Origin of the sequence: Lentzea sp. NPDC092896, assembly GCF_044754905.1 — a bacterium.
Classification (GTDB): domain Bacteria; phylum Actinomycetota; class Actinomycetes; order Mycobacteriales; family Pseudonocardiaceae; genus Lentzea.
Genome location: NZ_JBIVPX010000019.1, coordinates 21,203 through 47,340 on the forward strand (window position 1 = coordinate 21,203; position 26,138 = coordinate 47,340).

At 69.4% G+C, this 26,138-nt stretch carries 26 protein-coding genes; 19 read left to right on the forward strand and 7 right to left on the reverse strand.

Going from position 1 to position 26,138, the window contains the following annotated elements:
* Nucleotides 1-98: 98 nt before the first annotated feature.
* Nucleotides 99-281: a hypothetical protein gene (locus ACIQF0_RS47190; RefSeq protein ID WP_401041497.1), complete on the forward strand. Its 183-nt coding sequence runs from the start codon at nucleotides 99-101 to the stop codon at nucleotides 279-281.
* Between the two features lie 16 nt (nucleotides 282-297).
* Here ACIQF0_RS47190 and ACIQF0_RS47195 read toward each other — a convergent pair whose 3' ends face one another.
* Nucleotides 298-1,248 carry an ArsR family transcriptional regulator gene (locus ACIQF0_RS47195; RefSeq protein WP_401041498.1) on the reverse strand — a complete coding sequence of 317 codons (951 nt, stop codon included), beginning with the start codon at nucleotides 1,246-1,248 and terminating at the stop codon, nucleotides 298-300.
* 225 nt (nucleotides 1,249-1,473) lie between these two features.
* On the opposite strand from ACIQF0_RS47195, the gene ACIQF0_RS47200 reads away from it, so the two are divergent.
* A complete protein-coding gene (locus ACIQF0_RS47200; RefSeq protein ID WP_360048955.1) occupies nucleotides 1,474-2,082 on the forward strand; it encodes a C39 family peptidase in 609 nt (202 codons plus the stop codon).
* Here ACIQF0_RS47200 and ACIQF0_RS47205 read toward each other — a convergent pair.
* From ACIQF0_RS47205 to ACIQF0_RS47215, 3 genes are read right to left on the reverse strand one after another with little or no spacing between them, the layout of a single operon-like run.
* A complete protein-coding gene (locus ACIQF0_RS47205) occupies nucleotides 2,070-2,645 on the reverse strand; it encodes an NTP transferase domain-containing protein (protein ID WP_401041500.1) in 576 nt (191 codons plus the stop codon). The two genes, ACIQF0_RS47200 and ACIQF0_RS47205, sit on opposite strands and share 13 nt — an antisense overlap.
* A 9-nt stretch (nucleotides 2,646-2,654) precedes the next feature.
* A complete protein-coding gene (locus tag ACIQF0_RS47210) occupies nucleotides 2,655-3,329 on the reverse strand; it encodes a response regulator transcription factor (protein ID WP_401041501.1) in 675 nt (224 codons plus the stop codon).
* Nucleotides 3,326-4,417, reverse strand: coding sequence for a sensor histidine kinase (locus ACIQF0_RS47215; protein WP_401041503.1), 1,092 nt, complete (start codon nucleotides 4,415-4,417; stop codon nucleotides 3,326-3,328). Before ACIQF0_RS47215 ends, ACIQF0_RS47210 begins: the two co-directional genes overlap by 4 nt.
* An 86-nt stretch (nucleotides 4,418-4,503) precedes the next feature.
* Between ACIQF0_RS47215 and ACIQF0_RS47220 the strand changes: the two genes are divergently transcribed.
* On the forward strand, nucleotides 4,504-5,880 hold the full coding sequence (locus ACIQF0_RS47220; RefSeq protein WP_401041505.1) for a hypothetical protein: 1,377 nt from the start codon (nucleotides 4,504-4,506) through the stop codon (nucleotides 5,878-5,880).
* Here the strand turns inward: ACIQF0_RS47220 and ACIQF0_RS47225 are convergent.
* Nucleotides 5,813-6,637, reverse strand: coding sequence for an alpha/beta fold hydrolase (locus ACIQF0_RS47225; protein WP_401041506.1), 825 nt, complete (start codon nucleotides 6,635-6,637; stop codon nucleotides 5,813-5,815). The two genes, ACIQF0_RS47220 and ACIQF0_RS47225, sit on opposite strands and share 68 nt — an antisense overlap.
* A gap of 123 nt (nucleotides 6,638-6,760) precedes the next feature.
* Here ACIQF0_RS47225 and ACIQF0_RS47230 point away from each other — a divergent pair, with 123 nt between their 5' ends.
* The 5 genes from ACIQF0_RS47230 to shbA all read left to right on the forward strand — a co-directional run bounded on the left by ACIQF0_RS47230 (nucleotide 6,761) and on the right by shbA (nucleotide 11,364).
* Nucleotides 6,761-7,399 (forward strand): alpha/beta hydrolase, encoded by a 639-nt coding sequence (locus ACIQF0_RS47230; protein WP_401041508.1) that lies wholly within the window; start codon nucleotides 6,761-6,763, stop codon nucleotides 7,397-7,399.
* Entirely contained in the window at nucleotides 7,392-8,630 is a 1,239-nt protein-coding gene (locus ACIQF0_RS47235) for an FAD-dependent oxidoreductase (RefSeq protein WP_360048964.1), read from the forward strand. The genes ACIQF0_RS47230 and ACIQF0_RS47235 overlap by 8 nt, the downstream gene beginning before the upstream one ends.
* Nucleotides 8,627-9,307 carry a DUF1365 domain-containing protein gene (locus ACIQF0_RS47240; RefSeq protein ID WP_401041509.1) on the forward strand — a complete coding sequence of 227 codons (681 nt, stop codon included), beginning with the start codon at nucleotides 8,627-8,629 and terminating at the stop codon, nucleotides 9,305-9,307. The genes ACIQF0_RS47235 and ACIQF0_RS47240 overlap by 4 nt, the downstream gene beginning before the upstream one ends.
* Nucleotides 9,304-10,530: a class I SAM-dependent methyltransferase gene (locus ACIQF0_RS47245; RefSeq protein WP_401041511.1), complete on the forward strand. Its 1,227-nt coding sequence runs from the start codon at nucleotides 9,304-9,306 to the stop codon at nucleotides 10,528-10,530. The genes ACIQF0_RS47240 and ACIQF0_RS47245 overlap by 4 nt, the downstream gene beginning before the upstream one ends.
* A gap of 147 nt (nucleotides 10,531-10,677) precedes the next feature.
* Nucleotides 10,678-11,364 carry an RNA polymerase sigma factor ShbA gene (gene shbA, locus ACIQF0_RS47250; protein WP_360048968.1) on the forward strand — a complete coding sequence of 229 codons (687 nt, stop codon included), beginning with the start codon at nucleotides 10,678-10,680 and terminating at the stop codon, nucleotides 11,362-11,364.
* Here shbA and ACIQF0_RS47255 read toward each other — a convergent pair.
* Both ACIQF0_RS47255 and ACIQF0_RS47260 read right to left on the reverse strand, forming a co-directional pair.
* On the reverse strand, nucleotides 11,327-12,013 hold the full coding sequence (locus ACIQF0_RS47255; RefSeq protein ID WP_401041512.1) for an alpha/beta hydrolase: 687 nt from the start codon (nucleotides 12,011-12,013) through the stop codon (nucleotides 11,327-11,329). The two genes, shbA and ACIQF0_RS47255, sit on opposite strands and share 38 nt — an antisense overlap.
* Nucleotides 12,014-12,211: 198 nt before the next feature.
* Entirely contained in the window at nucleotides 12,212-13,408 is a 1,197-nt protein-coding gene (locus ACIQF0_RS47260; protein WP_401041514.1) for an MFS transporter, read from the reverse strand.
* A 51-nt stretch (nucleotides 13,409-13,459) separates the two neighbouring features.
* Between ACIQF0_RS47260 and ACIQF0_RS47265 the strand changes: the two genes are divergently transcribed.
* The 11 genes from ACIQF0_RS47265 (at nucleotide 13,460) to ACIQF0_RS47315 (ending at nucleotide 26,135) form a co-directional block, all read left to right on the forward strand.
* Nucleotides 13,460-14,488 carry a PfkB family carbohydrate kinase gene (locus ACIQF0_RS47265; protein WP_360048974.1) on the forward strand — a complete coding sequence of 343 codons (1,029 nt, stop codon included), beginning with the start codon at nucleotides 13,460-13,462 and terminating at the stop codon, nucleotides 14,486-14,488.
* Nucleotides 14,489-14,647: 159 nt separating this feature from the next.
* Nucleotides 14,648-16,705 (forward strand): transglycosylase domain-containing protein, encoded by a 2,058-nt coding sequence (locus ACIQF0_RS47270; RefSeq protein ID WP_401041515.1) that lies wholly within the window; start codon nucleotides 14,648-14,650, stop codon nucleotides 16,703-16,705.
* A gap of 396 nt (nucleotides 16,706-17,101) precedes the next feature.
* Nucleotides 17,102-17,890 (forward strand): M23 family metallopeptidase, encoded by a 789-nt coding sequence (locus ACIQF0_RS47275; protein ID WP_401041517.1) that lies wholly within the window; start codon nucleotides 17,102-17,104, stop codon nucleotides 17,888-17,890.
* Nucleotides 17,891-18,039: 149 nt separating this feature from the next.
* Nucleotides 18,040-19,440 carry an AMP-binding protein gene (locus tag ACIQF0_RS47280; RefSeq protein ID WP_401041519.1) on the forward strand — a complete coding sequence of 467 codons (1,401 nt, stop codon included), beginning with the start codon at nucleotides 18,040-18,042 and terminating at the stop codon, nucleotides 19,438-19,440.
* The gene (locus ACIQF0_RS47285; protein ID WP_401041521.1) at nucleotides 19,437-20,162 is read left to right on the forward strand and encodes an SDR family NAD(P)-dependent oxidoreductase; all 726 of its coding nucleotides are present in this window, start codon (nucleotides 19,437-19,439) and stop codon (nucleotides 20,160-20,162) included. Before ACIQF0_RS47280 ends, ACIQF0_RS47285 begins: the two co-directional genes overlap by 4 nt.
* Nucleotides 20,163-20,257: 95 nt before the next feature.
* Nucleotides 20,258-21,769 carry a histidine ammonia-lyase gene (gene hutH / locus ACIQF0_RS47290; RefSeq protein ID WP_401041522.1) on the forward strand — a complete coding sequence of 504 codons (1,512 nt, stop codon included), beginning with the start codon at nucleotides 20,258-20,260 and terminating at the stop codon, nucleotides 21,767-21,769.
* A complete protein-coding gene (locus ACIQF0_RS47295) occupies nucleotides 21,766-22,524 on the forward strand; it encodes an L-tyrosine 3-hydroxylase (protein ID WP_401041524.1) in 759 nt (252 codons plus the stop codon). The genes hutH and ACIQF0_RS47295 overlap by 4 nt, the downstream gene beginning before the upstream one ends.
* Before the next feature lie 13 nt (nucleotides 22,525-22,537).
* A complete protein-coding gene (locus ACIQF0_RS47300; protein WP_401041525.1) occupies nucleotides 22,538-23,194 on the forward strand; it encodes an O-methyltransferase in 657 nt (218 codons plus the stop codon).
* A 57-nt stretch (nucleotides 23,195-23,251) separates the two neighbouring features.
* Nucleotides 23,252-24,202 (forward strand): LLM class F420-dependent oxidoreductase, encoded by a 951-nt coding sequence (locus ACIQF0_RS47305; RefSeq protein WP_401041527.1) that lies wholly within the window; start codon nucleotides 23,252-23,254, stop codon nucleotides 24,200-24,202.
* A 2-nt stretch (nucleotides 24,203-24,204) separates the two neighbouring features.
* Nucleotides 24,205-24,774, forward strand: coding sequence for a TetR/AcrR family transcriptional regulator (locus ACIQF0_RS47310; protein WP_360049146.1), 570 nt, complete (start codon nucleotides 24,205-24,207; stop codon nucleotides 24,772-24,774).
* A 41-nt stretch (nucleotides 24,775-24,815) separates the two neighbouring features.
* A complete protein-coding gene (locus ACIQF0_RS47315; RefSeq protein ID WP_401041529.1) occupies nucleotides 24,816-26,135 on the forward strand; it encodes a nucleotide disphospho-sugar-binding domain-containing protein in 1,320 nt (439 codons plus the stop codon).
* Nucleotides 26,136-26,138: the final 3 nt, after the last annotated feature.

Below are 26,138 nucleotides of genomic sequence, written 5' to 3' on the forward strand. Positions count from 1 at the left end.
TCAGTACTACCGGATTGCTGATGACCTCACCAGTAACCCGGGCAGCACAAACCTCGATACGCGCGATGAAGGGTGTGGCGGCACTCGGCGGACAGGGGGTGGGTCGGATCGCGCGGTACTTCTACTTCTGGGTGGTGCTGGTGGCCGTCTTCACGGCCGCGGCGGCCACGAACATCGCGCTGGCGATCACCTACTCCGAGCTGTGGCCGGTGTGGGTGGCGCTGGCGTTGCTCGTCGTGGCCGTGGGTTGCGCGAGGGCGGCGGTGCGGGCAAGGCCCTAGCGGCCGAACAGCAGGTTCAGGCCAGCAGTTCGACGCCCAGCGCCGACGCGGTGTGCAGCACCGAGTTGCGGTGGCGCTGGGCGACGGCCAGGCCCGCGTCTCTGAGCACCGAGGCGTGGGCACTGGCCGAGGCCGCCGAGATTCCCAGGCGGCGGGCCAGTTCGGTGGTGGTGCAGCCGCCGGCGATGACCTCCAGCGCGGCGGCGCGGGTGCGGCCGAGCAGCGCTTCCAGCGACCGTTTGCCGGCGCTCGTCACGTGCAGGTCGCGCGCGATCGGATAGACGAGCACGGGTGTGCGGCTCTGGTCGCGGAGCATGATCGGCCGTTCCCAGCAGAAGTACGACGGCACGAGAATCAGGCCCTGGCCGCGTAAGTGGACGTCCCGATGCGGGAAGCGCGACTCGATCGACAGCACCGACGGCGTCCACGAGATCGTCGGGTGCAGGGCCGCGAGCATGCCCTCGCAGCCGTTGTCCAGAAAGGACCGCGCCCGCACCGCGCGGTCGGCGTCGACGACGGCGCGGACCTCGTCCCAGATCGGGGCGAGCGCGTGGCGGTGGTAGGCGCGCAGCGCGTCGCCGAGTGAGTCCAGAGTGGCCAGGTCGCCGCTGGCCAGCCGGTGCGTGCGCGGGTCGAGGCGTTGCTGGCAGCCCAGTTGCTCCAGGTCCGCCCGCAACGACTCGGCCGGCGTCGACAGCACCGCGTCGATGCCCGCGTCCACGGCGCACGAGCCCGCGGTGGGCGTCAGGAAGTCGGGGGAGTAGCCGACCGGCGGCGCCAGCTGCATGAGCCAGCGCGTGTCGTCGGGCAACGTCGTCCGCACCGACGCGCGCCACGCACCGAAGACGGGAGTGGCCGAACGCTGCCGCAGCACGTGCAGGCTCAGCAGGATCTCCCACATCGGGTCGGGACCGGCGGCGACCCGCACCCTCGCCAGGTCCTCCGCCGTGAAGTGGACACGCAGCACGGCAAGCAGACTGGCACAGCGATCCGGGACCTGTACCGGATTCGAGACGACTCATCCGATTGGTGCAGATCGCCCACCCTGAGTGGTTCCGTGCGCCCGCGTGAGTGCTTCTACCTGGCTTTTTCGGACTTGGCCGAATGTGGTGGCGCCCTTTCTCACGTTGCCGCCAAGCTTTCGCCGAGCGCCGGATCAAGGGGACGGCGCCACACTGAGGGGATCGTGTCGATGAAGCTTGCGAAGATCACCGGGGCCGTGGCCGCGGTCGGCGTCGCCATGACGATTCTGACCGCGCCGGTCGCGCTCGCGGCGCCCGGCGAGAACGTCATCCCGGCCGCCGCCGAGCTCGGCATCCAGGGCGAAGGCGTGCTGCCGCACCAGTTCCAGGTGCAGAAGACCGGCTACTGGTGCTCCGCCGCCGCCGCCCGCATCGCGCTGACGGCGCGCGGCAAGTACGTCGAGCAGTCCACGCTGGCCTCGTTCATGAAGGTCACGACCAACGGCCTGCCCAACATCAAGAACCTCGAGAACGCCCTCGACCACTACACCGGCTCGACCTACTACCAGGTCAAGCAGTGGTCGACGGACGCGCAGCTGCTGCAGAAGCTCAAGGCCGACGTCGTCTACAACGCCGACCGCGGCCACGCCGTCGTCATCAACGTGATCCGCCTGAACGGCCGCAACTACTCCGGCGGCCACTACGCCACGATCGTCGGCTACCGCGCCGGTGGCAACGAGTTCGCCGTGTCCGACCCGGCCTACGCGGGCGGCGGCCTGCACTGGCTGAGCGCATCCAACGTGTCGTCGGGCATCAAGCTCCGCCGCTACGTGGCCTGATTTCTGCGCCTGAGGTCCTCGGGCAGATCTATGTCGGCACCGTCCGCCACGTCAGCGCATTCGACGTGGCGGACGGTGTTCGCCTTCAGGTAGTCCCGCGCGCCCTGGTCGCCCGCCGCCGACGCCATGACGCCCGCGAAGTGGTCCGACCCGATCAGCACCGGGTGCCCGATCTCGCCGTCGTAGGTGGCGCGGGCCAGCACTTCCGGCTCAGCGAGCGCCATCAGCCGGTGCAGGGCCTCGACGGTGACTCCCGGTGTGTCCACGGGAAGCACCACGACGGCGTCCGCGATGCCGATCGCGTGCAGGCCGGTGCGCAGCGACGACCCCATACCGGTGTCCCAGTGCGGGTTGTCCACGACGGTCACGCCGTCCAAAGTGGCCTTCGCCCTGACCTCCGCCGCCTGCGCGCCGAGCACCACGACGACGGGATCGCACCCGGCGGCTCTGAGCAGGTCGGCGGCCGAGTCCACGAAGAGCTTGCCGTGCAACGGGACGAGAGCCTTGGGGGAACCGAACCGGCGACCGGCCCCCGCGGCGAGCAGAAGACCGGCCACGCGCATACGTCGAATCTAGTGACTTGTCGTGGATTGCACGATCCGATAGCCGATCCCCGGTGTCGTCGCGATGATCGGCGGCTCGCCGAGCTTGCGGCGCAGCCGGCCCACCGTGACCGTGACGGTGTTGGTGAACGGGTCGGCGTGCTCGTCCCAGACCCGTTCGAGCAGGGCCTCGGCGCTCAGGAAACCGGGGCATGCCCGCAGCAGCGCCTCCAGCACGGCGAACTCCTTCACCGACAGGGTGAGTTGCCGGCCGTCGCGCACCGCGGTCCGGCGCACCGGGTCCAGTTCGATCCCGGCCGCGCGCAACGTCCGGGGCCGCGCGTCCGGCTTGCGGCGGGCCAGCGCCCGGATGCGCAGGATCAGCTCCGGGAAGTGGAAGGGCTTGCCGAGGTAGTCGTCCGCGCCCAGGACCAGCCCGCTGACCCGGTCGCCCGGTGCGCTCGCCGCGGTCAGCATCAGCACCATCGGCCGGTCGGTCCGCTCGGTGATCATCTGGCACAGCACGTCACCGTGGAGTCCCGGCAGGTCCCGGTCGAGGACCACCACGTCGTACGCGGTGACGTCGAGTTGCGCGGCGGCGACCAGCCCGTCGTGCACGAGGTCGACGGGCATCCCCTGGTCGCGCAGCCCTTCCGCGACGACCTCGGCGAGGGCGCTGTCGTCCTCGACGACGAGGATCCTCATGCCGGCACCGTCACCGACACCCGCAGACCACCTTCCGGCCTGGCGAGCAGGGCGAGCTGACCACCGTGTGCCGCGGCGACGGCGGCCACGATGGACAGTCCCAGGCCAGAGGAACCGATGCGCTCGCCCCCGAGCCGTTCGAACGGCTGAGCCAGCCGGTCGACCTCCCGCTGGTCGAAGACAGGTCCACCGGACTCGACGACCAGCACCACCTCCTCACCCGCGAACCCGCTGATCCGCACCCACCCGCCGGCCTCGTTGTGCCGCACGGCGTTGTCGACGACGTTGCCCACCAACCGGGCCAGCAACGCCGGACTGCCGTGCGTCGCCGTGCCCGGCGCGATGTCCACCGTCACGGCCAGCCTCTTCGCCTCGACCTCGGCGGACAGCTCGCGCAACGCCCCCTCGGCGAGTTCGTCGAGGTCGACCGCGGCGGAGTCGGCCAGTGCGCCGTGCTGTGCCCTGGCCAGCACGAGGAACCCGTCGAGCAGGTGGTCGACCCGGTCGAGCTGCACGCGCAGACGGTCCGCGAGCGCGACCGTCGAGGTCACCGGATCGGGTTTGGCGACCGCGACGTCCAGCGACGCGCGCATCGTCGCCAGCGGTGTGCGCAGTTCGTGGGAGGCGTTCGCGACGAAGCGGCGTTGCGCGGCGAACGACACCTCCAGCCGTTCGAGCAGCTCGTCGATGGTGTCGGCGAGCCCCTTCACCTCGTCGGCCGGACCGGTGACGGCCAGCCGCCGGTCCAGGCTGTCGGCGGAGATGCGCCGCGTGGCGCTCGTGATCGTCCGCAACGGCCGCAGCACCCGCCGGGCCAGCACCCGGCCGACCAGCAGCGAGACGACCGCCATCACGACCAGCGCCAGCAACGATCCGGCCAGCAGCTGGCGCGACTGCTGCGTGTGCACCTCGGCCAGCTGCTCCTGAAGCTGCCGGATCTGCCGCTGCTCCGAGTCGAGGCCGGACGGGTTCGCGACGTCGGTCACCTTGCCGCCGGACAGCAGGAAGGTCAGGGCCAGCAGTCCGATGCCCGACACGAGGAACACGACGGCGTACAGGATCGTGAACCGCACCCCGATCGTTCTCATGGCGTCAGCATGACCGGGACGACCTAACAACGGCATGACAAGGCCGCTTCGGACCGTGTTAGCCGCCGATCCGTAGACCCGGCACCATGTCGAGCACCGAACTCCTCCGACGGGAGTGGACTGCGTTCCGCACACCGGGCCGCCTGCTCTCCCTCGCCGTCGCCGCCCTCTCCGTCATCGCGCTGGGCCTGCTGTTCACCGGCGGAACCTCGTCCGGCGTCAGCGACACGTTCTGGTTCCGGCACCAGGACCTGGGCCGCGACGGCTCCATCACGGTCCGGATGACGTCCATGACCGGCACGATCACCTATCCACCGCCGGGCCACGACCAGATCGTCGCCGGGCTCGTGCCGTGGGCGAAGGCCGGGATAATCGTCAAGGACGGCCTGCGGCAGGGCTCGCGGTACGCGGCGCTCGCGATGACCGGCGGCCACGGCGTGCGCTTCCAGCACGACTACGTGCACGACGTCGCCGGAAGCGCGGGCCGGACCCCTCGCTGGCTGCGGCTGACCCGTTCCGGCGACACCATCACCGGGTCCGAGTCGGCGGACGGCGAGCAGTGGCACGTCGTCGGGACCGCGGAGCTCACCGGGCTGCCGGAGACCGTCCAGGTCGGACTCTTCGCCACCTCGCCCGGCGACCTCACACTCGTCGAGACCGGTCTCGGCGGCACGATCGAGCAGGTGCGGTTCACCCAGGCCGTCGGTGTCTTCGACCACGTCAGCGTGGACGGCGGCACCGGCTCGTGGGGCAGCGAGTCGGTCGGCGAGATGAACCACACCGACTGGGAGAAGTTCCACAACGCGTCAGGGGCGGTGGAGAAGGACGGCGTCGTCACCATCAGCGGCGCCGGTGACATCGGGCCGATCGGTGAGGGCGGTGCGCGCGGTGTCGAGAAGCCGTTGGGCGGCCTGGTGATCGCGCTGATCATCGTGCTCGTCGTGGCAGCCCGCTACGGCGCTCGTGGCGCGTCATCCAGGATCGCGGTCCCGGCGGCTGTCGTCGGGGCGGCCACCTTCGTCACCGGTCTGGTCGCCGTCACGCCGTTGCTGCCCGGTGTTCAGGTGATCGTGGGTGTCGCCGCCGTGCTCGCGCTCTGCGCGGTCCTCTCGTACGGGCTCGGCTTGTGGCTGCGGCGTGGCCGGGCGGCGATCCTCGTCGGACTGACGCTGGTCGCGGTGCCTTACGCCGTCACCGCGGTCCCGTTGCTGCCCGACGCCGTCGCGGACTGGCTGCTGCGGTTCACCCCGGCCGCGGCATTCGCCGTCACCCAGACCGCCGTGGAGCATCCGCAGGTCACGGCCCACTACGCGCCGTCTGCGGGCTACTTCCCGCTGCCGGGCTGGGCCGGGTTCGCCGTGCTCTGCGCCTACGTGACGCTCGTGCTGTGGCTCGCTAGCCCAGGTTCTCCAGGATCAGCGAGGACGCCGCTTCGGGAACCTCTTCCGGGATCCAGTGGCTGACGTCCTCGACCATCTCGAAGCGGTACGGGCCGGTGCACCACTTCTCGGTCTCGAAGGCGGCCGCCGACCCGAACGCGACGTCCTCGGTGCTCCACACGTACATGGTCTTGACGCTGACCTTGTCCGCGGCGCCGTGCGGCTTGCCGGCGCGGTACCAGTTCAGCGCGGCGGTGAGCGCCCCCGGTTCCTGCAGCCGCTGGACGTACTCCTCGACGTGCGAGGGCCGGATCCGCCACTCGAACATCTGCTTGATGGCCTGGGCGTTGTTGTCGAGCATGCGCTTCTCGGTGCTGCGCTCCCGCCAGTCGCGCATGTACTGCGACCGCATCGCCTGCTCCTCGTCGGTCTGCAGCGCGGTCTTCAACGCACCGGGGTGCGGCGTCGAGAAGACGGTGAGCGTGCGCACGCGGTCCGGGTGCTCGATCGCGGTCCACCACGCCACCGCGCCGCCCCAGTCGTGGCCGACCAGGTCGAACGTGTCCCAGCCGAACGAGTCCGCCATCGCGATCACGTCGCCGACCAGGTGCGTGACCGTGTACTCGCCCGCCTGCTCCGGGCGCACGCCGGGGGAGTAGCCGCGCTGGTCGGGGGCGACCGCGCGGAACCCGTTCACGCCGAGCACCGCGACCTGGTGCTCCCACTCGATGGCGGCCTCGGGGAAGCCGTGCAGCAACAGCACCGGGCGGCCGTCCTCGGGGCCGGACGCGATGGCGTCGAAGGAGCCTGCCTCGGTTTCGATGCTGATGTGGTCGATCACGGAATCGACACTACCGGTGTGAGCTGGCTCTCAACGGCCGAGCCGAAGGCCGTGGCTTCCCGAACATCAAGTGTGCATCCGCATGTTGACGTGCTGAAACCGCCGGACGGTACGAATGCCGTTGTGCTCGTGCTGCACGGCGGACGCGAACACGGCACCGGACCCGTCCGGCGCCACAACCTGGCGTACCTGCGCATGGTCCCGCTGGCCCGCGCGCTGCGTGCGCCGGGCGTCGAGGTCTGGAACCTGCGCTACCGGGTCCGCGGCTGGAACGCGCCGAGCCTCGATCCGGTGAAGGACGCCGAGTGGGCGCTGGCGAAGATCGCCGAGCTGCATCCCGGCCGGCCGATCGTGCTCGTCGGGCACTCCATGGGCGGCCGGACCGCGCTGCGGGTCGCCGGGCATCCGAGCGTGATCGCCGTGTGTGCGCTCGCGCCGTGGATCGTGCCTGGTGAGCCCTTCGAGCAGCTCAGGGGCAAGTCGCTGCTCATCGCGCACGGCGACCAGGAGCGGATGACGGACCCGGCGCAGTCGCTGCGGTTCGCGCGGCAGGCCAAGACCGTCACGGACCGGGTCGCGCGGTTCAGCGTCGTCGGCGACGGCCACGCGATGCTCAAGAGGGCGAAGGACTGGACCCGGCTCGTGGTGGCTTTCGTCCACGGTGAGCTCGGACTCGAACCGGTCGCACCGGACATCGCGAATGCCATGGAGGAGACCTCGCCGCGAGGTCTCGACGTGCCTTTGGGAGGCTCGCGTGGCTGAGGTCGCCGTCATCGGAGCAGGGGTGGCCGGGCTCACCGCCGCCTACGTGCTGCAACGCAAGCACGACGTCACGCTGTTCGAGGCCGACGACAGGCTCGGCGGGCACGCGCACACGCACGACATCGGCGGTGTCGCCGTCGACTCCGGGTTCATCGTCCACAACGAACGGACGTACCCGAACCTGATCAGGCTCTTCCGCGAGCTGAACGTGTCCACTCAGGACTCAGAGATGTCCATGAGCGTCCGGTGCGACGGCTGCGGCCTGGAGTACGCGGGCGCCCGGAAGCTGCCGGGGCTGTTCGCGCAGCCCAAGAACGCCGTCAACGGCCGTTACGTGCGGATGCTCGCCGAGGTCACCCGCTTCTACCGGCACGCCCAGCGCGTCCTCGACCACGAGGAGGCGCACGACGTCACGCTCGGCGCGTTCCTGGCGATCGGCGGCTACTCGCGCTACTTCGTCGACCACTTCATCATTCCGCTGGTCAGCGCGGTGTGGTCGTCCGGTGCGGCCCTGAGCATGAAGTACCCGGCCTGGTACCTGTTCGAGTTCCTCGCCAACCACGGGATGCTCGCGATCGGCGGCACCCCGCAGTGGAAGACCGTCGTCGGCGGCTCGCGCACGTACGTCGATCGCGCCGTGAAGGGCCTCAACGCCGTGCACGTCGGCACGCCCGTCAGGGCCGTCACCCGCAACGGCGCGGGCGTGGAGATCCGCGACGAGAACAACGTGCTGCACACCGCGGACCACGTCGTCATCGCCACGCACCCGGACCAGGCGCTCGGGCTCCTCGCCGACCCGACGCGCGCGGAGAAGGAGGTGCTCGGCGCGTTCCAGTACTCGCGCAACGAGACCTGGCTGCACACCGACGCCTCGATCCTGCCGCGCGCCGCGGGTGCGCGGGCGTCCTGGAACCTCTACAAGCGAGCCTGCCGGGAAGCCGACGACCAGGTGCTCGTCAGCTACCACATGAACCGGCTGATGAGGCTCGACGAACCACGCGACTTCGTCGTCACGCTCAACCCGCACGACGTGAACCCGGACCGCGTGCTCGCGAAGATGGTCTACGAGCACCCGATCTACACGCCGGAGTCCGTTGCCGCGCAACGCCGACTGCCCGACATCAACACCGGCACCACCGCCTACGCCGGTGCGTACCACGGCTGGGGCTTCCACGAGGACGGCTGCGCGTCCGGAGTGCGCGCCGCCCAGCACTTCGGGGTGGCCTGGTGATCTACGACGTCCTGATCACGCACAGCCGGCGTGAGCTGATCGACCGTGCGTTCAGCCACCGCGCCTACATGTGGCTGGTCGACCTCGGCGACATGCCTCGGGTGCCGTGGTGGGCACGGCCGTTCGCGAAGTTCGAGGCCCGCGATCATCTCGGCTCGCCGGACAAGAGCATCCGGGAGAACCTGGACGAGTGGCTGGCCGAGCAGGGGATCGACCTCGGCGGCGGGCAGGTCCTGATGCTCGCCAACGCCCGCGTGCTCGGCTACGTCTTCAACCCGCTGTCCGTGTTCTGGTGCCACGACGCTTCCGGAGAGCTCGTGTGCGTCGTCGCGGAGGTGCACAACACCTACGGCGGACGTCATTGCTATCTGCTGCGCACCGACGCCAACGGCCGTGCGTCGGTGGACAAGGAGTTCTACGTCTCCCCGTTCCTGGAAGTCGACGGCCACTACGTGATGAAGCTGCCGAGGCCGGGAAACCAGCTGTCCGTGACCATCGCGTTGCGGCAGAACGGGAAGACGACCTTCAGCGCGACGATGAGGGGCGAGCGCAGTTCGGGTCTGCGCATGCTGTTCAAGCGTCCGCTGATGCCCCAGCGCGTGTCCGCGCTGATCCGCCGTCATGGCATCGCCCTCTACCTGAGGCGTATTCCGATCATCCCCAGGAGTGATGGATGAGCACGCTGTCCCTGCCCCGCCCCGGCCAGGGCATCTGGCCCGGACTCTTCAACGCGCCGCGCTCGCCCCTGCGCGCCCGCATCGCCGAGGCGTTGTTCCGCAAAGCCGTGCGCTCGTTGCACGTGACCGTCCAGTTCCCCGACGGCAGGACGTGGGGAGCAGGCGGTCCGGTGATGCGGATCGTCCGGCCCGGCGAGTTCTTCCACCGCCTCGGCGCCGACGCCAAGATCGGCTTCGGCGAGGCCTACATGGTGGGCGACTGGGTCTCCGACGAGCTCGCGGACGTGCTCTCGGTGTTCGCGGCGAAGCTCTCGACGCTGATCCCGCCCCGCCTGCAGCTGATGCGCCGCTGGGCGGAGCGCCGGCAGACCGAGATCAACGACGTCGCGGGCTCGCGGCAGAACATCCACCGGCACTACGACCTGTCGAACGAGCTGTTCTCGGTGTTCCTCGACGAGACGATGACGTACTCGTCGGCGCTGTTCGAGGGCGGGAACGCCGACCTGCGCACGGCCCAGCTGCGCAAGATCGACGGCGTGCTCGACTACGCGGGCGTCCGCGAGGGCTCACGCGTGCTGGAGATCGGCACGGGCTGGGGCGCGCTCGCGATCCGGGCCGCCCAGAGGGGTGCCACGGTCACGTCGCTGACCATTTCCGCCGAACAGCGCAAGCTGGCGCTGGACCGGGTGAGGGCCGCGGGGCTCCACGATCGGGTGACGGTCGAGCTGCGTGACTACCGAGAGGAGCACGGTCAGTACGACGCCGTCGTCAGCGTCGAGATGATCGAGGCAGTCGGTGCCGAATACTGGCCCGACTACTTCTCGATGCTCGACCGCGTGCTCGCTCCCGGCGGCCGCGTCGGCCTCCAGGCGATCACCATGCCGCACGACCGCATGATCGCGTCGAAGGCCAGCTACACCTGGATCCACAAGTACATCTTCCCCGGCGGGCTCATCCCGTCGGTGCGGTCGATCGAGGAGTCGGTGCGCGACCACACCCGGCTGCGGATCGTCGAGACGCGGTCGTTCGGCGAGGACTACGCCGAGACCCTCCGCCGGTGGCGCGAAACGTTCCTCACCCGTTGGGACGAGGTGCGGGAGCTGGGCTTCGACGACACGTTCCGCCGGATGTGGGAGTTCTACCTGGCCTACTCGGAGGCAGGTTTCCGCGTCGGATACCTGGGAGTACAGCAATTCGGCATGTCCGAACGACTGGGCCATTAGGACCACGTTCTACCCCAGAAGGGTGCTGCACGCCCCACCCGCATGGACTTCGTGGTCCTCTTGGATGCAGGCGGTATCAAACGGCTCGCTGCGGTCTCTACTTGAGTGAAGCCCCTAGTGTCGCTGTAGTGGAGGAGGGTCGCCGGGATGGTCATACCCACAGCCGTGCGGACCGGTGGCGGTGCAGACGTCCTCGTTCCTGAGGAGTCCTGGAACCAGCCAACGGTGCCCATGCGCCGTCGGGTGCGCCAGGCACCGGTCTCCAGCCAGTGGCTCGCCGAAGCCGAGTTCGCCGACCTCGTCGATGCCGCTCTCGCCGGAGACAGACGCGCGGTCGAGCACCTGCTCGGCCGGATCCAGCCGCTGATCGTGCGCTACTGCCGCGCACGGGTCGGCGGCCGCGAGCGCACGCTGGTCTCGGCGGAGGACATCGCGCAGGAGGTCTGCGTGGCGGTGCTCGGCGCGCTGTCGAAGTACCGCTACGAGCCAGGTTCGTTCCTCGCGTTCGTGTACGGCATCGCGGCCCACAAGGTCGCCGACGCCCGCCGGCGCGCGGTCCGCAACCGCGCCGAGGTCGTGCCGGAACTGCCGGACTGCCCGTCGCTGGACCTGGGCCCGGAACAGCACGCCGTCAACGGCGAGATGATGGCCCAGGTCACGCGCCTGCTGCACAAGCTGCCGGCCCGCCAGCGCGAGATCCTCGTGCTGCGGGTGGCCGTGGGGCTGTCCGCCGAGGAGGTCGCGCTGGCCGTCTCGTCTACTCCAGGTGCTGTGCGGGTGGCGCAGCACCGCGCGCTCACGCGGATGAAGGAAATGGTCGCCGAGGAGGGCTGACGGCGTTCTCGATGATCGCGGCGAGTTCTTGCGGGCAGGACAGGAACGGGGAGTGTCCTGCATCAAGACGTTCGGTCGCGGTCGCTCGTCCCGCCATCGCCTCCTGGGCGAACGGCGGGATGGCGTTGTCCTTCTCGCAGATGACGTAGGTGCTGGGCGTGGTGCGCCAGGCCGCCTCCGTGAGTTCGTCGGTGAAGGCCTGCCGGCTCTGCGGCAGGAGCCTGTCCGCCGGCGGGTCGGCGACGTCGTTGAAGAAGACGGTCTCCGGGGTCAGCGCGTGGATGACGTCTTCTTCTGTGCGCCACCACGGCGGTGGGGTGCCGCCGACCATGTTCAACAGCGAGTCGCCCAGGTCCGGCAGGAACGCGGCCACGTAGATGAGGTGCTGGACGTCGGGTGTGGCCGCCTGGGTCGCCGGGATGCCGCCGTAGGAGTGCGCGACCACTACCGTCGGGCCGTCGATGGCGTCCCTGATCGCCTGGGCGTCGTCGTGCATGCCGTGCCTGGGCGCGTCTTGCGGCGCCACGCTGGGCAGGTCGACCACGTCGACCCGCCAGCCGTTGGATTCGAGGAGCGCGCGCAGCGGGTTCCAGCACCAGGAGCCGTGCCAGGCGCCGTGCACGAGCAGCAGAGTGGGGCGTTCGGGCATGTCCTCAGTGGACGCTCTGGGGACGTCATCGGGAAGCTTCGGTTTCCGCTGAGCGGAAGCTCTCAGGTTGCCGGGCCCAGCGTCGTGGCATGACCCGCCTCGAGGTGACCACTCGTGTCGCCGCGCCTCCGCAGCGTGTGTTCGACCTCTGCCTGGACGTGGACGGGGGCACGATCATGCGCGACGGTGCCGAGCACCTCAGGAAGGTTGCGGAGCCGGCGTCCGCAGGTCGGTGAACGCCGCCGCCACCGCCGTCACCAGGATCAACGCGCCGAACGCCACCAACGCGACCGCCCCGCCGAACATCCCGGCCAGCAACCCGCCGAGCGCCGGCGCGAGCGGGGTCAGCACGCGGGAGGCCAGCGTCGAGACCGCGTCGAGGCGGCCCATCATGTCCTCGGGAACCAGTGCCGAGTGCAGCGCGGACACCGACACGTTGATCAGCGGCGTGACGACCGCGGTGAGGGCCAGCGGCACGAACGGCCAGAAGACGCCGAACGGGAGTGCCATCGCGAGGTTGCAGGCGCCGAACACGACCAGCACGGCGACCATCAGCTTGCCGGGCGCGAGGGAGACCCTGGGGGACAGCAGCGAGCCGATGATGCCGCCGACCCCGATGCCCGCGAGCACCAGGCCCGTGTCGAGGCCGCTGCCGCCGCGGGAGGCGACCAGTGCCAGCACCGGCAGGATCGAGGCGCCGCCGAGCAGGTTCAGCACGAGGAAGATGATCGTGAGGTTGCGCAGGCCGGTCTGGTGCCACAGCCAGCGGGCCGCGTCCTTCACGTCGTGGTGCATGCGCTGCCGGGGCTTCAGTTCGCCGCGAGCAGGGATCTTCGCGAACCAGGCGCAGATCGCCGCCACGGTGAACGTCAGAGCGTCCACCACGAACGGGACGGCGCGGCCGACGGCCATGAGCAGGGCGCCCAGCGGTGGTCCGGCCACTCGTGCCGCGTGGCCGCGGGCCTCCTCCTGGGCGTAGGCGGTGGTGAGCTGGTCCTGGGGCACGACGGCCTGGATCGCGGCCGTGCGGGCGGGGCCTGCGAACGCGGTGCAGACGCCGTCGACGACCGCCAGTGCGACGAAGACGACGACGTAGGCGTGGCCGGTGAGGATCGCGGCGGCCAGCAGAGCGGCGGCGAGCGCCTGGACGGACTGGCTCCAGACCAGCGTCCTACGGCGGTCCCAGCGGTCCACCCACACGCCCGCCGGCATCAGGGTGAGCAGCAGCGCGGCGGCCCGCGCGCCCGCGATCACACCGGGCAGGAAGTACGAGCCGGTGAGCGCCACGACCAGCAGTGGCATCGCCAGCGTCGTGATCGTGGTGCCGAGTTGCGAGACCGCCCCGCCGAGCCAGAGCAGCTGGAACTGAACGTTCTTCCTGAGCGGAACCCCCATGGCCGACGTTTCTATCGCATGACGGCCAGGTGGGGGTGGCAAGGTTTACGCATGGCGGAACCGGACTACGACGTGCTCCTCACCGGCACGGTCTTCCTCGACATCATCTTCACCGGCCTGCCCCGCCCACCGGAGCCGGGGACCGAGGTGTGGGCCGACGGCCTCGGGTCGTGCCCCGGCGGGATCGCGAACCTCGCGGTGGCGCTGCGCCGGCTCGAACTGAAGACCGCGCTGGCGGCGGCGTTCGGGGAGGACGCGTACGGCGACTTCTGCTGGGACGTGCTGGCCGACCAGGAGGGCGTCGACCTCTCCTACTGCCGTCGCTTTTACGGCTGGCACTCGCCGGTGACGGTGAGCATGGCGATGGAGCGCGACCGCAGCATGGTCACGCACGGCCACAAGGCGCCCGTTGTCGCCGACGACCTCTTCTCCCCGCCGCCGTCGACCAAAGCGTGCTTCGTGCACATCCAGGCCGAAGACGAGCAGTGGGTGCGCACGGCCAAGGAGAACGGCGCCAAGCTCTTCGCCGACATCGGCTGGGACCGCACCGGGGCCTGGTCGCCCGAACTCCTGCGCAGGCTCGACGGATATGACGTGTTCCTCCCCAATCACGTGGAGGCTCAGGGCTACACGCGCACCGACACCCCGGAGGCCGCCGCCCGCAAACTCGCCGAGCACGTGCCCGTGGTCGTCGTCACACGCGGAGGCGGGGGAGCGGTCGCCGTCGACAGCGCCACCGGCGAGTGCGTGGACGTGCCGGGACTCAACGTCGCGCAACTCGACGCGACCGGCGCCGGCGACGTGTTTGGGGCCGGGTTCGTGATGGGCACTCTGGCCGGGTGGCCCCTCGAACACCGGGTGCGGTTCGCGAACCTGTGTGCCGCACTGTCCGTGCAACATTTCGGCGGCTCGCTGTCCGCTCCCGGCTGGGGGGACATCGCGGTCTGGTGGCGGACGGTGAGTAGGCGGCCCGACGAAGAACTGGCGCGCTACGGGTTCCTCGACGACGTCCTTCCCGATCACGCGGGCGTCGAGGTGCGCAGGGCAAGTCCGACGATCGGACTCCGACTACTCCGGTAGGTTGGAAAACAGTCGATCAGCGGACGCAACCTCGTAGGCCTTCCGCGCGACTTATACATGTAGAGAGTCTCTGGGGTTTTGCTCGGAAGGAGTTGCGGGTTGTTCGCCGCACGCGCGTCAGGCTTGGTCAAGTTGCTGGGGTTGTGCCTGACTGCGGGCGTGCTCCTCGCTGCGATGGTGTTCCCGTTCGTCGGAGGTCTCGGGCTCGCGTCCAACCGCGCGGCCGACACGGTCGACCAGACGTCGGGCGACCTCGCGAAGGGTGAGCTGCCGCTGGTCACCACCATCCAGGACATGGACGGCCAGCCGATCGCCTACCTGTACGACCAGTACCGCATCCCGTTGGAGACCAAGGACATCGCGGACACCATGAAGGGCGCGATCCTGGCCATTGAGGACAAACGGTTCTACGAGCACCAGGGCGTCGACTGGCAGGGCATCGCCCGTGCCGCCGCCAAGGCCGGTGTGGACGGTGGGGCGACGCAGGGCGCGTCGACGCTCACCCAGCAGTACGTGAAGAACTACATGGCGTTCGTGCTCGGTGCCGACAACGAGCAGGAGGCCTGGGAGAAGGCCACCGAGGCGACGGTCGGCCGCAAGATGCGCGAGGCGCGCGTCGCGTTGCAGCTCGAGCAGCAGATGAGCAAGGACGAGATCCTCACCGGCTACCTCAACATCGTGCCGCTGGGCAACCAGACCTACGGCGTCGGTGCCGCCGCGAAGGCGTACTTCAACACCACGGCCGACAAGCTGACGGTTCCGCAGGCCGCGCTGCTCGCCGCGATCGCGAACCGCCCGTCGTCGCTGAACCCCGGCGCCTCCCCGGAGAAGGCGCTGGAGCGCCGCAACATCGTCATCGACAAGATGCGCGAGAACGGTGCGTTCGGCGCCGACGAGACCGAGGCCAAGAAGAAGGCAGAGGAGTTCAAGGCCGCGCCGCTGGGCGTCGTCGAGGACCTGCAGATCCTGCCCAAGGGCTGCGTCGGTGCCGGTGACGGCCCGATCTACGGCTTCTTCTGCTCCTACCTGCTCGACTACCTGCGCGACGCCGGCATCACGGACAAGCAGCTGCAGCGCGGCGGCCTCACCATCAAGACGACGATGGACCCGAAGGCCACCAAGGCGGCGAAGGACGCGGCCGAGAAGCAGGTGCCGAAGACCACGAACGGCGTCTCGAACGTCATGTCCGTCGTCCAGCCCGGCAGTGACAAGCACCGCGTCCGCGCGCTGGTCGCGTCCCGCGACTTCGGCAACAACGCCGAGCTCGGCCAGGTCGCCCGTCCCGTGCCCGCCGAGGTCCTGCCGTTCGGCCCCGGCTCGGTGAACAAGGTCTTCACCGCCGCGGCGGCCATGCAGCGCAACATCACCGGCATCGACCGCAAGATCAAGGTCCCGAAGACGTACGCGTCGAAGGTGTACCCCAACGGTGGCTCCGCCTGGCAGGTCAAGAACTCCGGCAACTACGCCGAGGAGATGACGCTGACGCAGGCGCTGGCCCAGTCGCCGAACACGGGCTTCGTGATCCTGCAGGAGCAGGCGGGCCTGAGCAACGTCGTCGACATGGCGTACAAGCTCGGCATGCGCGAAACCCTGAGCGCGGTCAACCGCGGTGCCGAGCCGCTGAAGGCGGACGGCTCCAACGGCCCGTCGCAGGGTGACTGGACGAAGCAGAACAACGCGGGTTCCTACACCCTCGGTCCGGGTGCCACCAGCGTGCTCGAACTGGCCAACGTGGCCGCCACCATCGTCTCCAGCGGCACCTGGTGCCCGCCGACCCCGGTCGAGAAGGTCATCGACCGCTACGGCAAGGAGATCCCGCTCAAGGAGAAGCCCTGCGAGCAGGCGGTCGAGCCCGACCTCGCGAACTCGCTGGGCCAGGGCATGTCGCAGGACGTCCACGGTGGCGGCACCGCGGCCGCCGCGGCGTCGGCCGCGGGCTGGAACCGCCCGGCCATCGGCAAGACCGGTACCACCGAGGAGAGCAAGTCGGTCGCCTTCCTCGCCGCCACCCCGCAGTACGCGGGCGCGGTGATGACCTACGCCGACGGCAGCAACCCGCAGGTGATCTGCGCGAACCCGATCCGGTTGTGCCCCGGTAGCTCCAACGGCATCTTCGGTGGCCAGTCCGCCGCGCCCACGTGGTTCAACGCCATGAAGGCGATCCACGAAGGGTTGCCGGTGGAACAGCTCAAGCCGGCCGCGGCCAAGTACAGGTAAGCATCGTTCGGTCCCAGAGGGCCGTCGGACGCCACGTGCGTCCGGCGGCCCTTTGTCGTGGGCGGGCCGGCTCCGCAAACCTTTCTCGATAAAGCGACTGACCAGTACAAACGTACTGGCGGGGATTGGTTTAGAACGTGTTAACCAAAGCCGGAATGTCTTGACTACCGAAAGTGACTGGTAGTGGGCCTAATCACCTGAACACCCACTTGGCTTGCTCGGGCCGGTGACGCGAGGTTACGTTCTGCGCCGCATGTCACGGTTCGATAACCGCAAGGACACGGAACGCCCCCGAAGCGGTCCAGTCCACCACCGGGCCCCCGAAGCCCGCAGCCAGGCCCCCCGACGCCAGGCGAAGAGCGGTTGCCGAACTCCCCCGAGTGCATGGAGGCAGTTTTGGCACGGCATCGTGCGAAGGGTCCGCTGGTCGACGTCATCACCAGAGTGGACCTGGACCGCAAGAAGGCCGTTGCGGTGGTCGTCGCCGCGGGCGCCCTCGCCGGCGCCGGTTTCGCCCAGGCGGCGAGCACGGTGTCCCCGGTCGACCGCCTCATCACCCCCGTCGCGGCGACCAAGAACCTCGCCGCCGCGATGACCGCCCCGCCGCAGCAGGGGCCGCAGACGATTCACTCCGTCGACACCGGCTCCGAGGCGCGCAAGCTGCTGCAGGCCGAGCAGATCCAGGCGCAGTACCACGTCGCCGAGGCCCTCAAGTCCGCGGAGGGCGCCTACGTGAAGCGCCAGGAGGCCGCCAAGGCCGAGCAGGCGCGGATCGCGGCCGAGGAGGAGGCGAAGCGCCCGAAGTGCGTGCGGCCCGCTCAGGGCTCGTTCACGTCCGGCTTCGGCGCCCGCTGGGGAACCAGCCACAACGGCGTCGACATCGCGAACGCCATCGGCACCCCGATCGTCTCCGTCATGGACGGCACGGTCGTCGAGGCAGGGCCCGCGTCCGGGTTCGGGCTGTGGGTGCGCATCCAGCACGAGGACGGCACCATCACCGTCTACGGCCACATGAACACCATCGACGTTCCGCAGGGTGCCAAGGTCAAGGCCGGGCAGCAGATCGCGACGATCGGCAACCGCGGGCAGTCGACCGGGCCGCACGTGCACTTCGAGGTGTGGGTCGGTGGCGGCCAGAAGATCAACCCCGTCGGCTGGCTGGCCGAGCGCGGCGTGAGTCTCTGAGTCTCCGGCCAGACTTGGTGAGCTTCTGACCAACTCGGCCACACGATCACGAAAAGTGCCGATAGTGTCCGGCCACGTCGCCGTGCATCAGGTACGGCGGCGTGGACACCGGAGCCGCGCCAGTGATCTACCACAGCCCCCTGCCGGCCGTGGCCGTTCCTGAACGCACTGTGCCAGAACACGTTCTGGAACGCGCACGGCACAACGACAAAGTCGCGCTCGTGGACGCCGTCACGGGCGAGTCGCTCACCTACGCCGAGCTCGCCGACCAGGTCGAGCGAACGGCCAAAGGCCTTGTCAGGGCTGGGATCCGGCCCGGTGACACGGTCGCGATCGCCAGTCTCAACCGGCCTAGGTACGCCGTCGGTCTGCACGCGGTCATGGCCGCGGGTGCGACGGCCGCGCTGATCAACCCGATGCTCACACCGCCGGAGATCGCACGGCTCAAGGAGCTCGCGAACGTCACCGCGACGCTCGACCTCGACGACCTCCCTGAGAGCCGGGAAGATTCGCTCCCACGGGGAAATCCCGGTTCGACCGCGGTCGTCCTCTTCTCCAGTGGCACAACGGGTCTCACCAAGGCCGTCGGCCTGAGTCACCGCGCGCTCGTGGCGAACCTGGAGCAGCACCGGCCGGGCTGGCGCATCGACGAGACCGACGTCCTCGCCGCGAACCTGCCGTTCTTCCACGTCTACGGCTTCGCCATCATCCTCAACTCCGGCCTGCTCGGTGGCGCCACGCTCGTCACCATGCCCCGCAGCGACGCCGGAACGTACTTGCGGCGCCTCGCGGAACACCGCGTCACACGGGCGTTCCTGGTGCCTCCGCTCGCCGCCGCCATCGCGGATCATCCAGAACCGGTACCGGAACTGAGCCTCAAGCTCGTTCTCTGCGGCGCCGCCCCGCTCGACGACACCATTCGCCAGGAAGCCGAACGCAAGCTCCAGGCGCCCCTGCGGCAGGGCTACGGACTCACTGAAGCTGGTGGGACACACCAAACATTCGACGGTGACGTGGAATCCGACCCCACGAGCGTCGGTGTGCTCTGTCCCGGTACCGAGGCGCGCATCGTCAAGCCGGGCACCACAAGGGACGTGGCGGAGGGCGAGATGCTCATCCGCGGTCCGCAGGTGATGGACGGCTACCTCGGCGACGAGCAGGCCACCCGGGACGCCTTCGTGGACGGCTGGTTGCGCACCGGGGATCTCGTGCGAGTCCACAACGGCCGGTTCCACGTCGTGGACCGCATCAAGGAAATGATCAAGTACAAGGGCTACCAGGTCGCGCCGGCCGAACTGGAGGCCGTGTTGCGCCGCCATCCCGCCGTTCGAGACGCTGCCGTGATCGGTGCGGCCGATCGAGTTAACGGCGAGGTCCCCAAAGCGTTCGTGGTGACGCAAGGCGACGTCACCGCGGACGAACTGATGGCGTTCGTCGCGGCGGAGGTGGCGTCTTACAAGAAGATCCGCCAGGTTGAGTTCGTGCGAGAGATACCGAAGTCCGTCTCAGGCAAGATCCTTCGTCGCCTGCTGAAGGACGCCTCGCAGTGAGGGTTCTCATCACCGGTGGTGCCAAGGAACTCGGCAGGGCGTTCAGCGACGTCCTTGGCGCGCAAGGACATCAGCTCGTCATCACCGGACGCGACGAGAAGGCGCTCGACACCGCTCAGGCCGAGCTGACGGCCCGGGGCGTCGACGTCGAGACGCACGTCGCGGACCTGGGCGATCCGCATGCGACACCGAAGCTCATCGAGAGCCTCGGCGGGATCGACGTGCTGGTCAACAACGGTGCGCTCGGTGGGCCGGTCGGTCCGACGTGGCAGGTCGACGAGAACGACTGGTGGCACACGTTCGAGGTGAACCTGCGCGGCACCGCGTTCGCCGCCAACGCCGCGATCCGCACGATGACGAGCGGCCGGATCATCAACGTGGTCAGCAACGCCGGCGTGCACCGATGGCCTTATGTCACCGCGTACTCCGTGTCCAAAGCGGCCGTGATCAAGCTGACCGAGAACCTCGCGATCGAGCTCAAGAACCGGCCCATCGCCGTGCTGAGCTACGACCCCGGCATGGTCGACATCGGTCTGATGCGCCGCGGCGCCACCATGGACTCGAAGGATCCGCACCAGCAAAGGATCTCGACGTGGTCGAGGTCTCAGCGCGACACGGGCAGGTTCACCCCGCTGGAGCAGTCCGCCGATCTTTTGGGCCGAATCGTGCGCGGAGAGTTCGATCACCTCTCCGGCGGCTTGATCACGCCGAAGGACAGCTGAGAAATTTTCCTCGTTTAGTGCGTACATAAGGCCCTTCCTCGCAGGCAGGTCAACCGGGATCGTCGCGAGTGGCTCCCAAGTCATCTGGAGGCATCGTGCCTGTCGGAACATCTTCTGCTGTCCTGAATCTGGCCGCACACCTCGCACCGGCGCAGCTCGAACTCGCCCGTGATCCGTTGCACGTCGAACTGCCGGCCGACGTGCGCGCGCGGATCTCGCGCTGCTACGAGTTCGTGCTCGAAGTCAGCTCGTCCGGACGCGCCATCTACGGTGTCACAACGGGTTTCGGCCCGCTCGTCGAGTTCGAGGGCCGCGCGGACAGCGCCGGCCAGAGCGACAACACCATCCTGCACCACATCGTCGGCCACGGTGAACTGCTGCCGCCGGCCGTCGCCCGCGCGGCTGTGCTCACGCGACTGTTCTCTTTGGCGCAGGGGCGATCCGGAGTGTCCGAGCAGGTCGTGGACTCGCTGACTGCCATGCTGGACACCGAGTTCGCCCCAGCGGTACCACGTTTGGGGTCAGTCGGTGCGAGTGGAGACCTCCAGCCACTGGCCTATGTGGCCCATGCTTTGCGCGGTAACGGGAACGCCTTCTTCGGGGATGAGCTCATGCCTGCCGGGGAAGCGCTCACACGGGCAGGGCTCAGGAAACTCGTGCTCGGTGGCCGGGACGCCCTCGCGTTGGTCAACGGCATTTCGGTGACCGCCGCAGCTCTCGGACTCGCTGTCGCACAGTCGGTTCGCGCGCGGCGGACGGCGGAGTTGTTGTCCGCCTTGATGACCGACGTCCTCGGCTGCGGTGTCGAGTTCACGTCGGTTGGACTACTGGCGGCGTTCGGGCATCCGGACGTCGCTGAAACGGGTGCGGCCATTAGAAGTTGGCTCGAAGGGAGTAAGCCATCCGGGGAGCGTCCGCTGCAGGAGCCCTACAGCATCCGGTGCACGCCGCAGCTGATCGGCGCGGCCGGCACGAGCGTGCGGCACGCCGACGAGGTGGTGCGCCGCGACCTCAACGGCGTGAGCGACAACCCGTTGTTCTTCCCGGAGACGGGGGAGGTCGTGCACGGCGGCAACTTCTTCGGCCAGCCCAGCGCTTTCGCGGCCGACCAGCTCAACGTCGCGCTGGTGCAGCTGGGCAACCTGGCCGAACGCCAGCTCGACCTGCTGGTGGATCCCCACCGCACCAACGGGTTGCCGCCGATGCTCAGCCCGCTTCCCGGTCAGCACCACGCACTCCAGGGCGTGCAGCTGTGCGCGACCGCCACGGTCGCCGCGATGCGCAGGGCCGCCGCGCCCGCGTCGGTGCAGAGCCTGCCGACGAACCTGCACAACCAGGACGTCGTCCCGTTCGGCACGCAGGCCGCGTTCACGGCGCTCGACCAGGCGCGGCTGCTGCGCTATCTGCACGCGGGGCTCGCGATCGGGTTGCGCCAGGCCGTGCACGTCGGCGCGCGCCGTCCGCAGGCGCCGCGGCTCGCGGAGGTGTTCGACCGGATCGCGGAGGTGGTGCCGCCGATCGTGGAGGACCGGCCGCTGGACGTCGCGCTGGGCGTGGTCGCGGATCTCCTCGACGCCGTAGTGTCCGAAGTGGAGGGTGGTCGATGAGCGCTCCCGCCTGCGTGCCCGCGTGGGGGCACACCTGGGTCGACCTGCCCGTCCTGCGGCTGCCGATGCCGGACGCGGAACTGATTCCGTGCGCGGCCCGCTGCTTTCAGATCCCGATCGTCATCACCGCCCCGGAAGACCCGGTGCAACGCGCCGTGTACCGGTGGTTTCTCGGCCATCACGGCGCATTCCTGGTGTGGAAGTTTCTGTCGGATTCACTCGATCGGTTGATACGCGAGCCTGATTCGCAGTTAGTCCGCCTCGCTGCGCTTGGATACGACGCGTACTCGGTGATGCTCGCCTATTCGGGCAGTTGTTCCCGTGAGGTGTACGAGGACGTCATCCGGCCGATGATGGTGACGTTCGACCCGGCGTTCAGCGGGCGATGGGCACGTGACTACGAGCCACTGCCCGGCCTGCTGCGCCGGGCGCGTGCCGCACTGGGGCCCGCGGCGGCCGCACCGCTCTCCTCCGCGAGCAAGGCGAACCTGGTGGCACACAAGGAGGTCATGCGCAGACTCGTGCCCGGCGGCCCGTCGCTGCTGCGCGAGTCCGGCCGCACGAGCGTGCCCACCACCGAAGCCGAACGCGCGCGGTTCGACGAGTTCTTCCTGGTCAGCCGGGAGTGCGTGTGCGTGAGCCGCTATCAGGCGCACCGCACGGCCATCTTGTCCGCGATCGGCCATGACCTCGCGAAACACCCGCTGAGCCCCGAGTACGGAGAGACACTCAGGACGTTCGCCACCCGACTATGAGAGAAGGCCGCGCGTGAACGACTTCAAGACCGTGGTCATGACCCCGCAGATCTACCGCTACGTGCGCGAGCAGGCCGGCCAGCCGAGCGCCGTGCAGGAGAAGCTGATCGCCCGCACGGCCGAGCTCGGCGACTCGGCCGAGATGCAGATCCCGCACGAGCAGGCAGTGCTGCTGTCGTTGCTGGTCAAGCTCACCGGCGCGCAGACGGTGGTCGAGGTCGGCACCTACACGGGGTACTCCACGCTGGCGTTCGCGCAGGCACTTCCCCCGTCCGGCAAGGTCATCACCTGCGACCTCTCGACCGAGTGGACCGCGATCGCCGAGGAGGCGTGGCAGGCGGCGGGCGTGCGCGACCGCATCGACCTGCGGATCGGCGCGGCCGCCGTGACGCTGGCCGAGCTGCCCGAGGAGCCGGTCATCGACCTGGTGTTCATCGACGCGGACAAGGTCGGGTACGTCCACTACTGGGACCTGCTGGTGCCGCGGGTGCGGCAGGGCGGCCTGCTGCTCGCCGACAACACGCTCTACTACGGCGAGGCCGCCGACGAGCAGCCAGAGGGCAACGCCGCCGCGATCGACGCCTTCAACAAGTTCGTGCGCAGGGACACGCGCGTGGAGTCGGTGCTGGTGCCGATCGCGGACGGCCTGACGATGGCCCGCAAGAAGTGAGGTTGTGAGCATACCGACCGGTCGGTAGGGTGCCTTCAAGCTGACTTGGAGGCGTTCATGGCTCGTTGGGGAATCACGCTGCCGCTCATCGGAGTGCCGGTGCTGGAGCACCGCGCGCTGGTGTCCGAGCTCGCCGGGCTCGGCTACACGGACGTGTGGTCGGCCGAGACGACGGGCACCGACGCGTTCACGCCGCTGGCGCTGGCCGCGCAGTGGTCCTCCGAGCTGCGCTTCGGCCCGGCGATCGCGCCGGTGTACACGCGCGGCCCTGCGACGCTGGCGATGACCGCCGCGACGCTGGCCGAGGTGACCGGTGGGCGGTTCGTGCTGGGCATCGGCTCGTCGTCGCCCGCGATCGTGCAGCGCTGGAACGCGATCCCGTTCGAGGAGCCGTTCAAGCGCACCCGCGACACGCTGCGGTTCCTGAAGGCCGCGCTGGCGGGGGAGAAGGTCAGCGCCGACTACGACACGTTCTCGGTGAAGGGCTTCAAGCTGGAGCGCCCGCCGGCCGAGAAGGTGCCGATCATGCTCGCGGCGCTGCGCCCGAACATGCTGCGCCTGGCCGGTCGCGAGGCCGACGGCGCGATCACCAACTGGCTCGCCGCCACCGACGTGCCGCAGGTGCGTGCCGAACTGGGCGACGCCGAGCTCGCGGCCCGGATCTTCGTCTGCCCGACCGAGGACGCCGACGCCGCGCGGGCGTTGGGACGCATGCTGATCAGCACCTATCTGACCGTGCCTGCCTACGCGGCGTTCCACGACTGGCTGGGCCGCGGCGAGGCGCTGCGCCCGATGCACGAGGCGTGGGCGGCGGGCGACCGCAAGGCCGCGTCGAAGTCGATCCCGGACGAGGTCGTGGACGCGCTGGTCGTGCACGGTTCGCTGGACCAGTGCCGCGATCGCGTCGCCGAGTACCAGGCCCAGGGCGTCGACACCCCGATCATCGCCCTGCTTCCGACCGGTGGCGACCAGATCGAACAGGTACGCGCACTGGCACCGAAGGCCTAGCGATGCCCAGCGCGACCGAGCAGAAGATCATCGACGCGGCCGTGCGGCTGTTCGCGTCGCAGGGCTACGACGCGACGTCGGTGCAGGAGATCGTCACGGCCGCGCAGGTGACCAAGGGCGCGCTCTACCACTACTTCCGGGCGAAGGACGACCTGCTCTTCGAGATCTACCGGCTGCTGATCACGTCCCAGTCCGCCGACATGGACCGGATCATCGGCCTCGGCCTGCCCGCCGGCGAGACCGTGCGCGAGATCCTGGCGTCGCTCGTGGTGTCGACGGCCGAACGGGTCGACGAGACCGCGGTGTTCGTCCGCGAGCTGCACCGGCTCGGCGAGGACTCGATGACCGAGTTCCGCGCCGAACGCCGCCGCTACCACGAGACGTTCCTCGCGGTGATCGAGAAGGGGCAGGCGGACGGCGAGTTCAGCTCCGTCGTGCCCGCGGACACCGTGGTGCGGATCGCGTTGGGCGTGGTCAACCAGCTGCCCATGTGGTTCCGGCCGGACGGCCAGAAGACGCCCGCCGTGCTGGCGGGGGAGATCGCGGACTTCGTGCTGGCCGGATTGAGATGACGAATTAGGGCGCGTTAAGCGTGATCTGATCGACTGCCCCCGTGCCCCGTCTGAACCTGTTGTTCGCGACCATGCCCGTACCCGGTCACGTCGTGCCGTTGCTGCCCATCGCCCGTGCGCTGACCGAGCGCGGCCATCACGTGCGGTGGTGCACCGGCGAGGTGTTCGCGGCCCGGATCGCCGCGACCGGCGCGGAGTTCGTCGCGATGGACCCGTCGATCGACCACCAGGGGCGCAACGTCGACGAGCTGTTCCCCGAGCGCACCAGGCTCAAGGGCATCGCGAAGCTGCGCTACGACATGACCGCGGTGTTCCTGGACCCGATCCCCGCGCAGGTCAGCGACCTTCAGCGAGTGCTGGCCGAACGGCCGGCGGACCTCGTGGTGCACGACACCGCGTACGTCGGCGCGACCGTGCTCGAACTGCTCGGCGGGCCTCGCGCCGTGAGCGTCGGCGTCACACCGATGATGCTGCCCGCGCCGGACGTGCCGCCGTTCGGACCTGGTCTGCGGCATCGGACCGGTGTGGTGGCGCGGATGCAATACGCGGCCGTGCGCGCGTTGCTGGACAACGTGGTGTTCAAGCCCGTGTTCGCGCACCGCGACCGGATCCTCGCCGGGCTCGGCCTGCCCGAGGGCGAACGCCGGCTCGCGAGCGTGTCCTCGCACCTGCACCTGCAGAACGGCATCGCCGGCCTGGAACATCCGCGCGTGTTCATGCCGCCGCAGGTGAAGTTCGTCGGCGCGCTGGTCGACCCGGCCCCGACCATCGACCTGCCGGACTGGTGGGAACGCATGATGACCGCCGGGCGCCCGATCGTGCACGTCACCCAGGGCACGGTCGCGGACATGGACCTGCACCAACTCGTGCTGCCCACCATCCACGCCCTGGCCGACGAGCCGGTCACGGTCGTCGCCAGCACCGGCGCGCACGACGTGGGCCCGTTGCCCGCCAACGCCTTCACCGCGCCGTTCCTGCCCTACGACCGGCTGCTGCCCGAGATCGCCGCGATGGTCACCAACGGCGGATTCGGTGGCGTGCAACTCGCGCTCGCCCAGGGCGTCCCGCTGGTCGTGGCGGGCACGACCGAGGACAAGCCCGAGGTGGCCGCCCGCGTGGAACGGTCCGGCGCCGGCCTGAACCTGCGCACCTCGGCGCCGTCGTCGAAGGCGATCAGGGCGGCGGTGCGGTCGGTGCTGGACGGCGGGTCGTTCCGGCTGCGGGCCCGCGAACTCGCGGCGGAGTACCGGCAGCACGACGCCGCCGCGCTCAGCGCCGACCACGTCGAACGGCTGGCGCCGGCCGGTGCGGTGCAGACGGGCGGATCCGCGCCGCGCCGCGCCGCGTCCCAGTGGCGGTAACGG

Bases quoted from the DNA above. Each gene is read 5' to 3' on its own strand.
- ACIQF0_RS47305 (WP_401041527.1), top strand. From the start codon at position 23,252: ATGGCTCGTTGGGGAATCACGCTGCCGCTCATCGGAGTGCCGGTGCTG.
- ACIQF0_RS47215 (WP_401041503.1), bottom strand. From the start codon at position 4,417: ATGAGAACGATCGGGGTGCGGTTCACGATCCTGTACGCCGTCGTGTTC.
- shbA (WP_360048968.1), top strand. From the start codon at position 10,678: ATGGTCATACCCACAGCCGTGCGGACCGGTGGCGGTGCAGACGTCCTC.
- ACIQF0_RS47200 (WP_360048955.1), top strand. From the start codon at position 1,474: ATGAAGCTTGCGAAGATCACCGGGGCCGTGGCCGCGGTCGGCGTCGCC.
- ACIQF0_RS47220 (WP_401041505.1), top strand. From the start codon at position 4,504: ATGTCGAGCACCGAACTCCTCCGACGGGAGTGGACTGCGTTCCGCACA.
- ACIQF0_RS47255 (WP_401041512.1), bottom strand. From the start codon at position 12,013: ATGCCCGAACGCCCCACTCTGCTGCTCGTGCACGGCGCCTGGCACGGC.
- ACIQF0_RS47205 (WP_401041500.1), bottom strand. From the start codon at position 2,645: ATGCGCGTGGCCGGTCTTCTGCTCGCCGCGGGGGCCGGTCGCCGGTTC.
- ACIQF0_RS47265 (WP_360048974.1), top strand. From the start codon at position 13,460: ATGGCGGAACCGGACTACGACGTGCTCCTCACCGGCACGGTCTTCCTC.
- ACIQF0_RS47245 (WP_401041511.1), top strand. From the start codon at position 9,304: ATGAGCACGCTGTCCCTGCCCCGCCCCGGCCAGGGCATCTGGCCCGGA.
- ACIQF0_RS47310 (WP_360049146.1), top strand. From the start codon at position 24,205: ATGCCCAGCGCGACCGAGCAGAAGATCATCGACGCGGCCGTGCGGCTG.
- ACIQF0_RS47295 (WP_401041524.1), top strand. From the start codon at position 21,766: ATGAGCGCTCCCGCCTGCGTGCCCGCGTGGGGGCACACCTGGGTCGAC.
- ACIQF0_RS47260 (WP_401041514.1), bottom strand. From the start codon at position 13,408: ATGGGGGTTCCGCTCAGGAAGAACGTTCAGTTCCAGCTGCTCTGGCTC.
- ACIQF0_RS47210 (WP_401041501.1), bottom strand. From the start codon at position 3,329: ATGAGGATCCTCGTCGTCGAGGACGACAGCGCCCTCGCCGAGGTCGTC.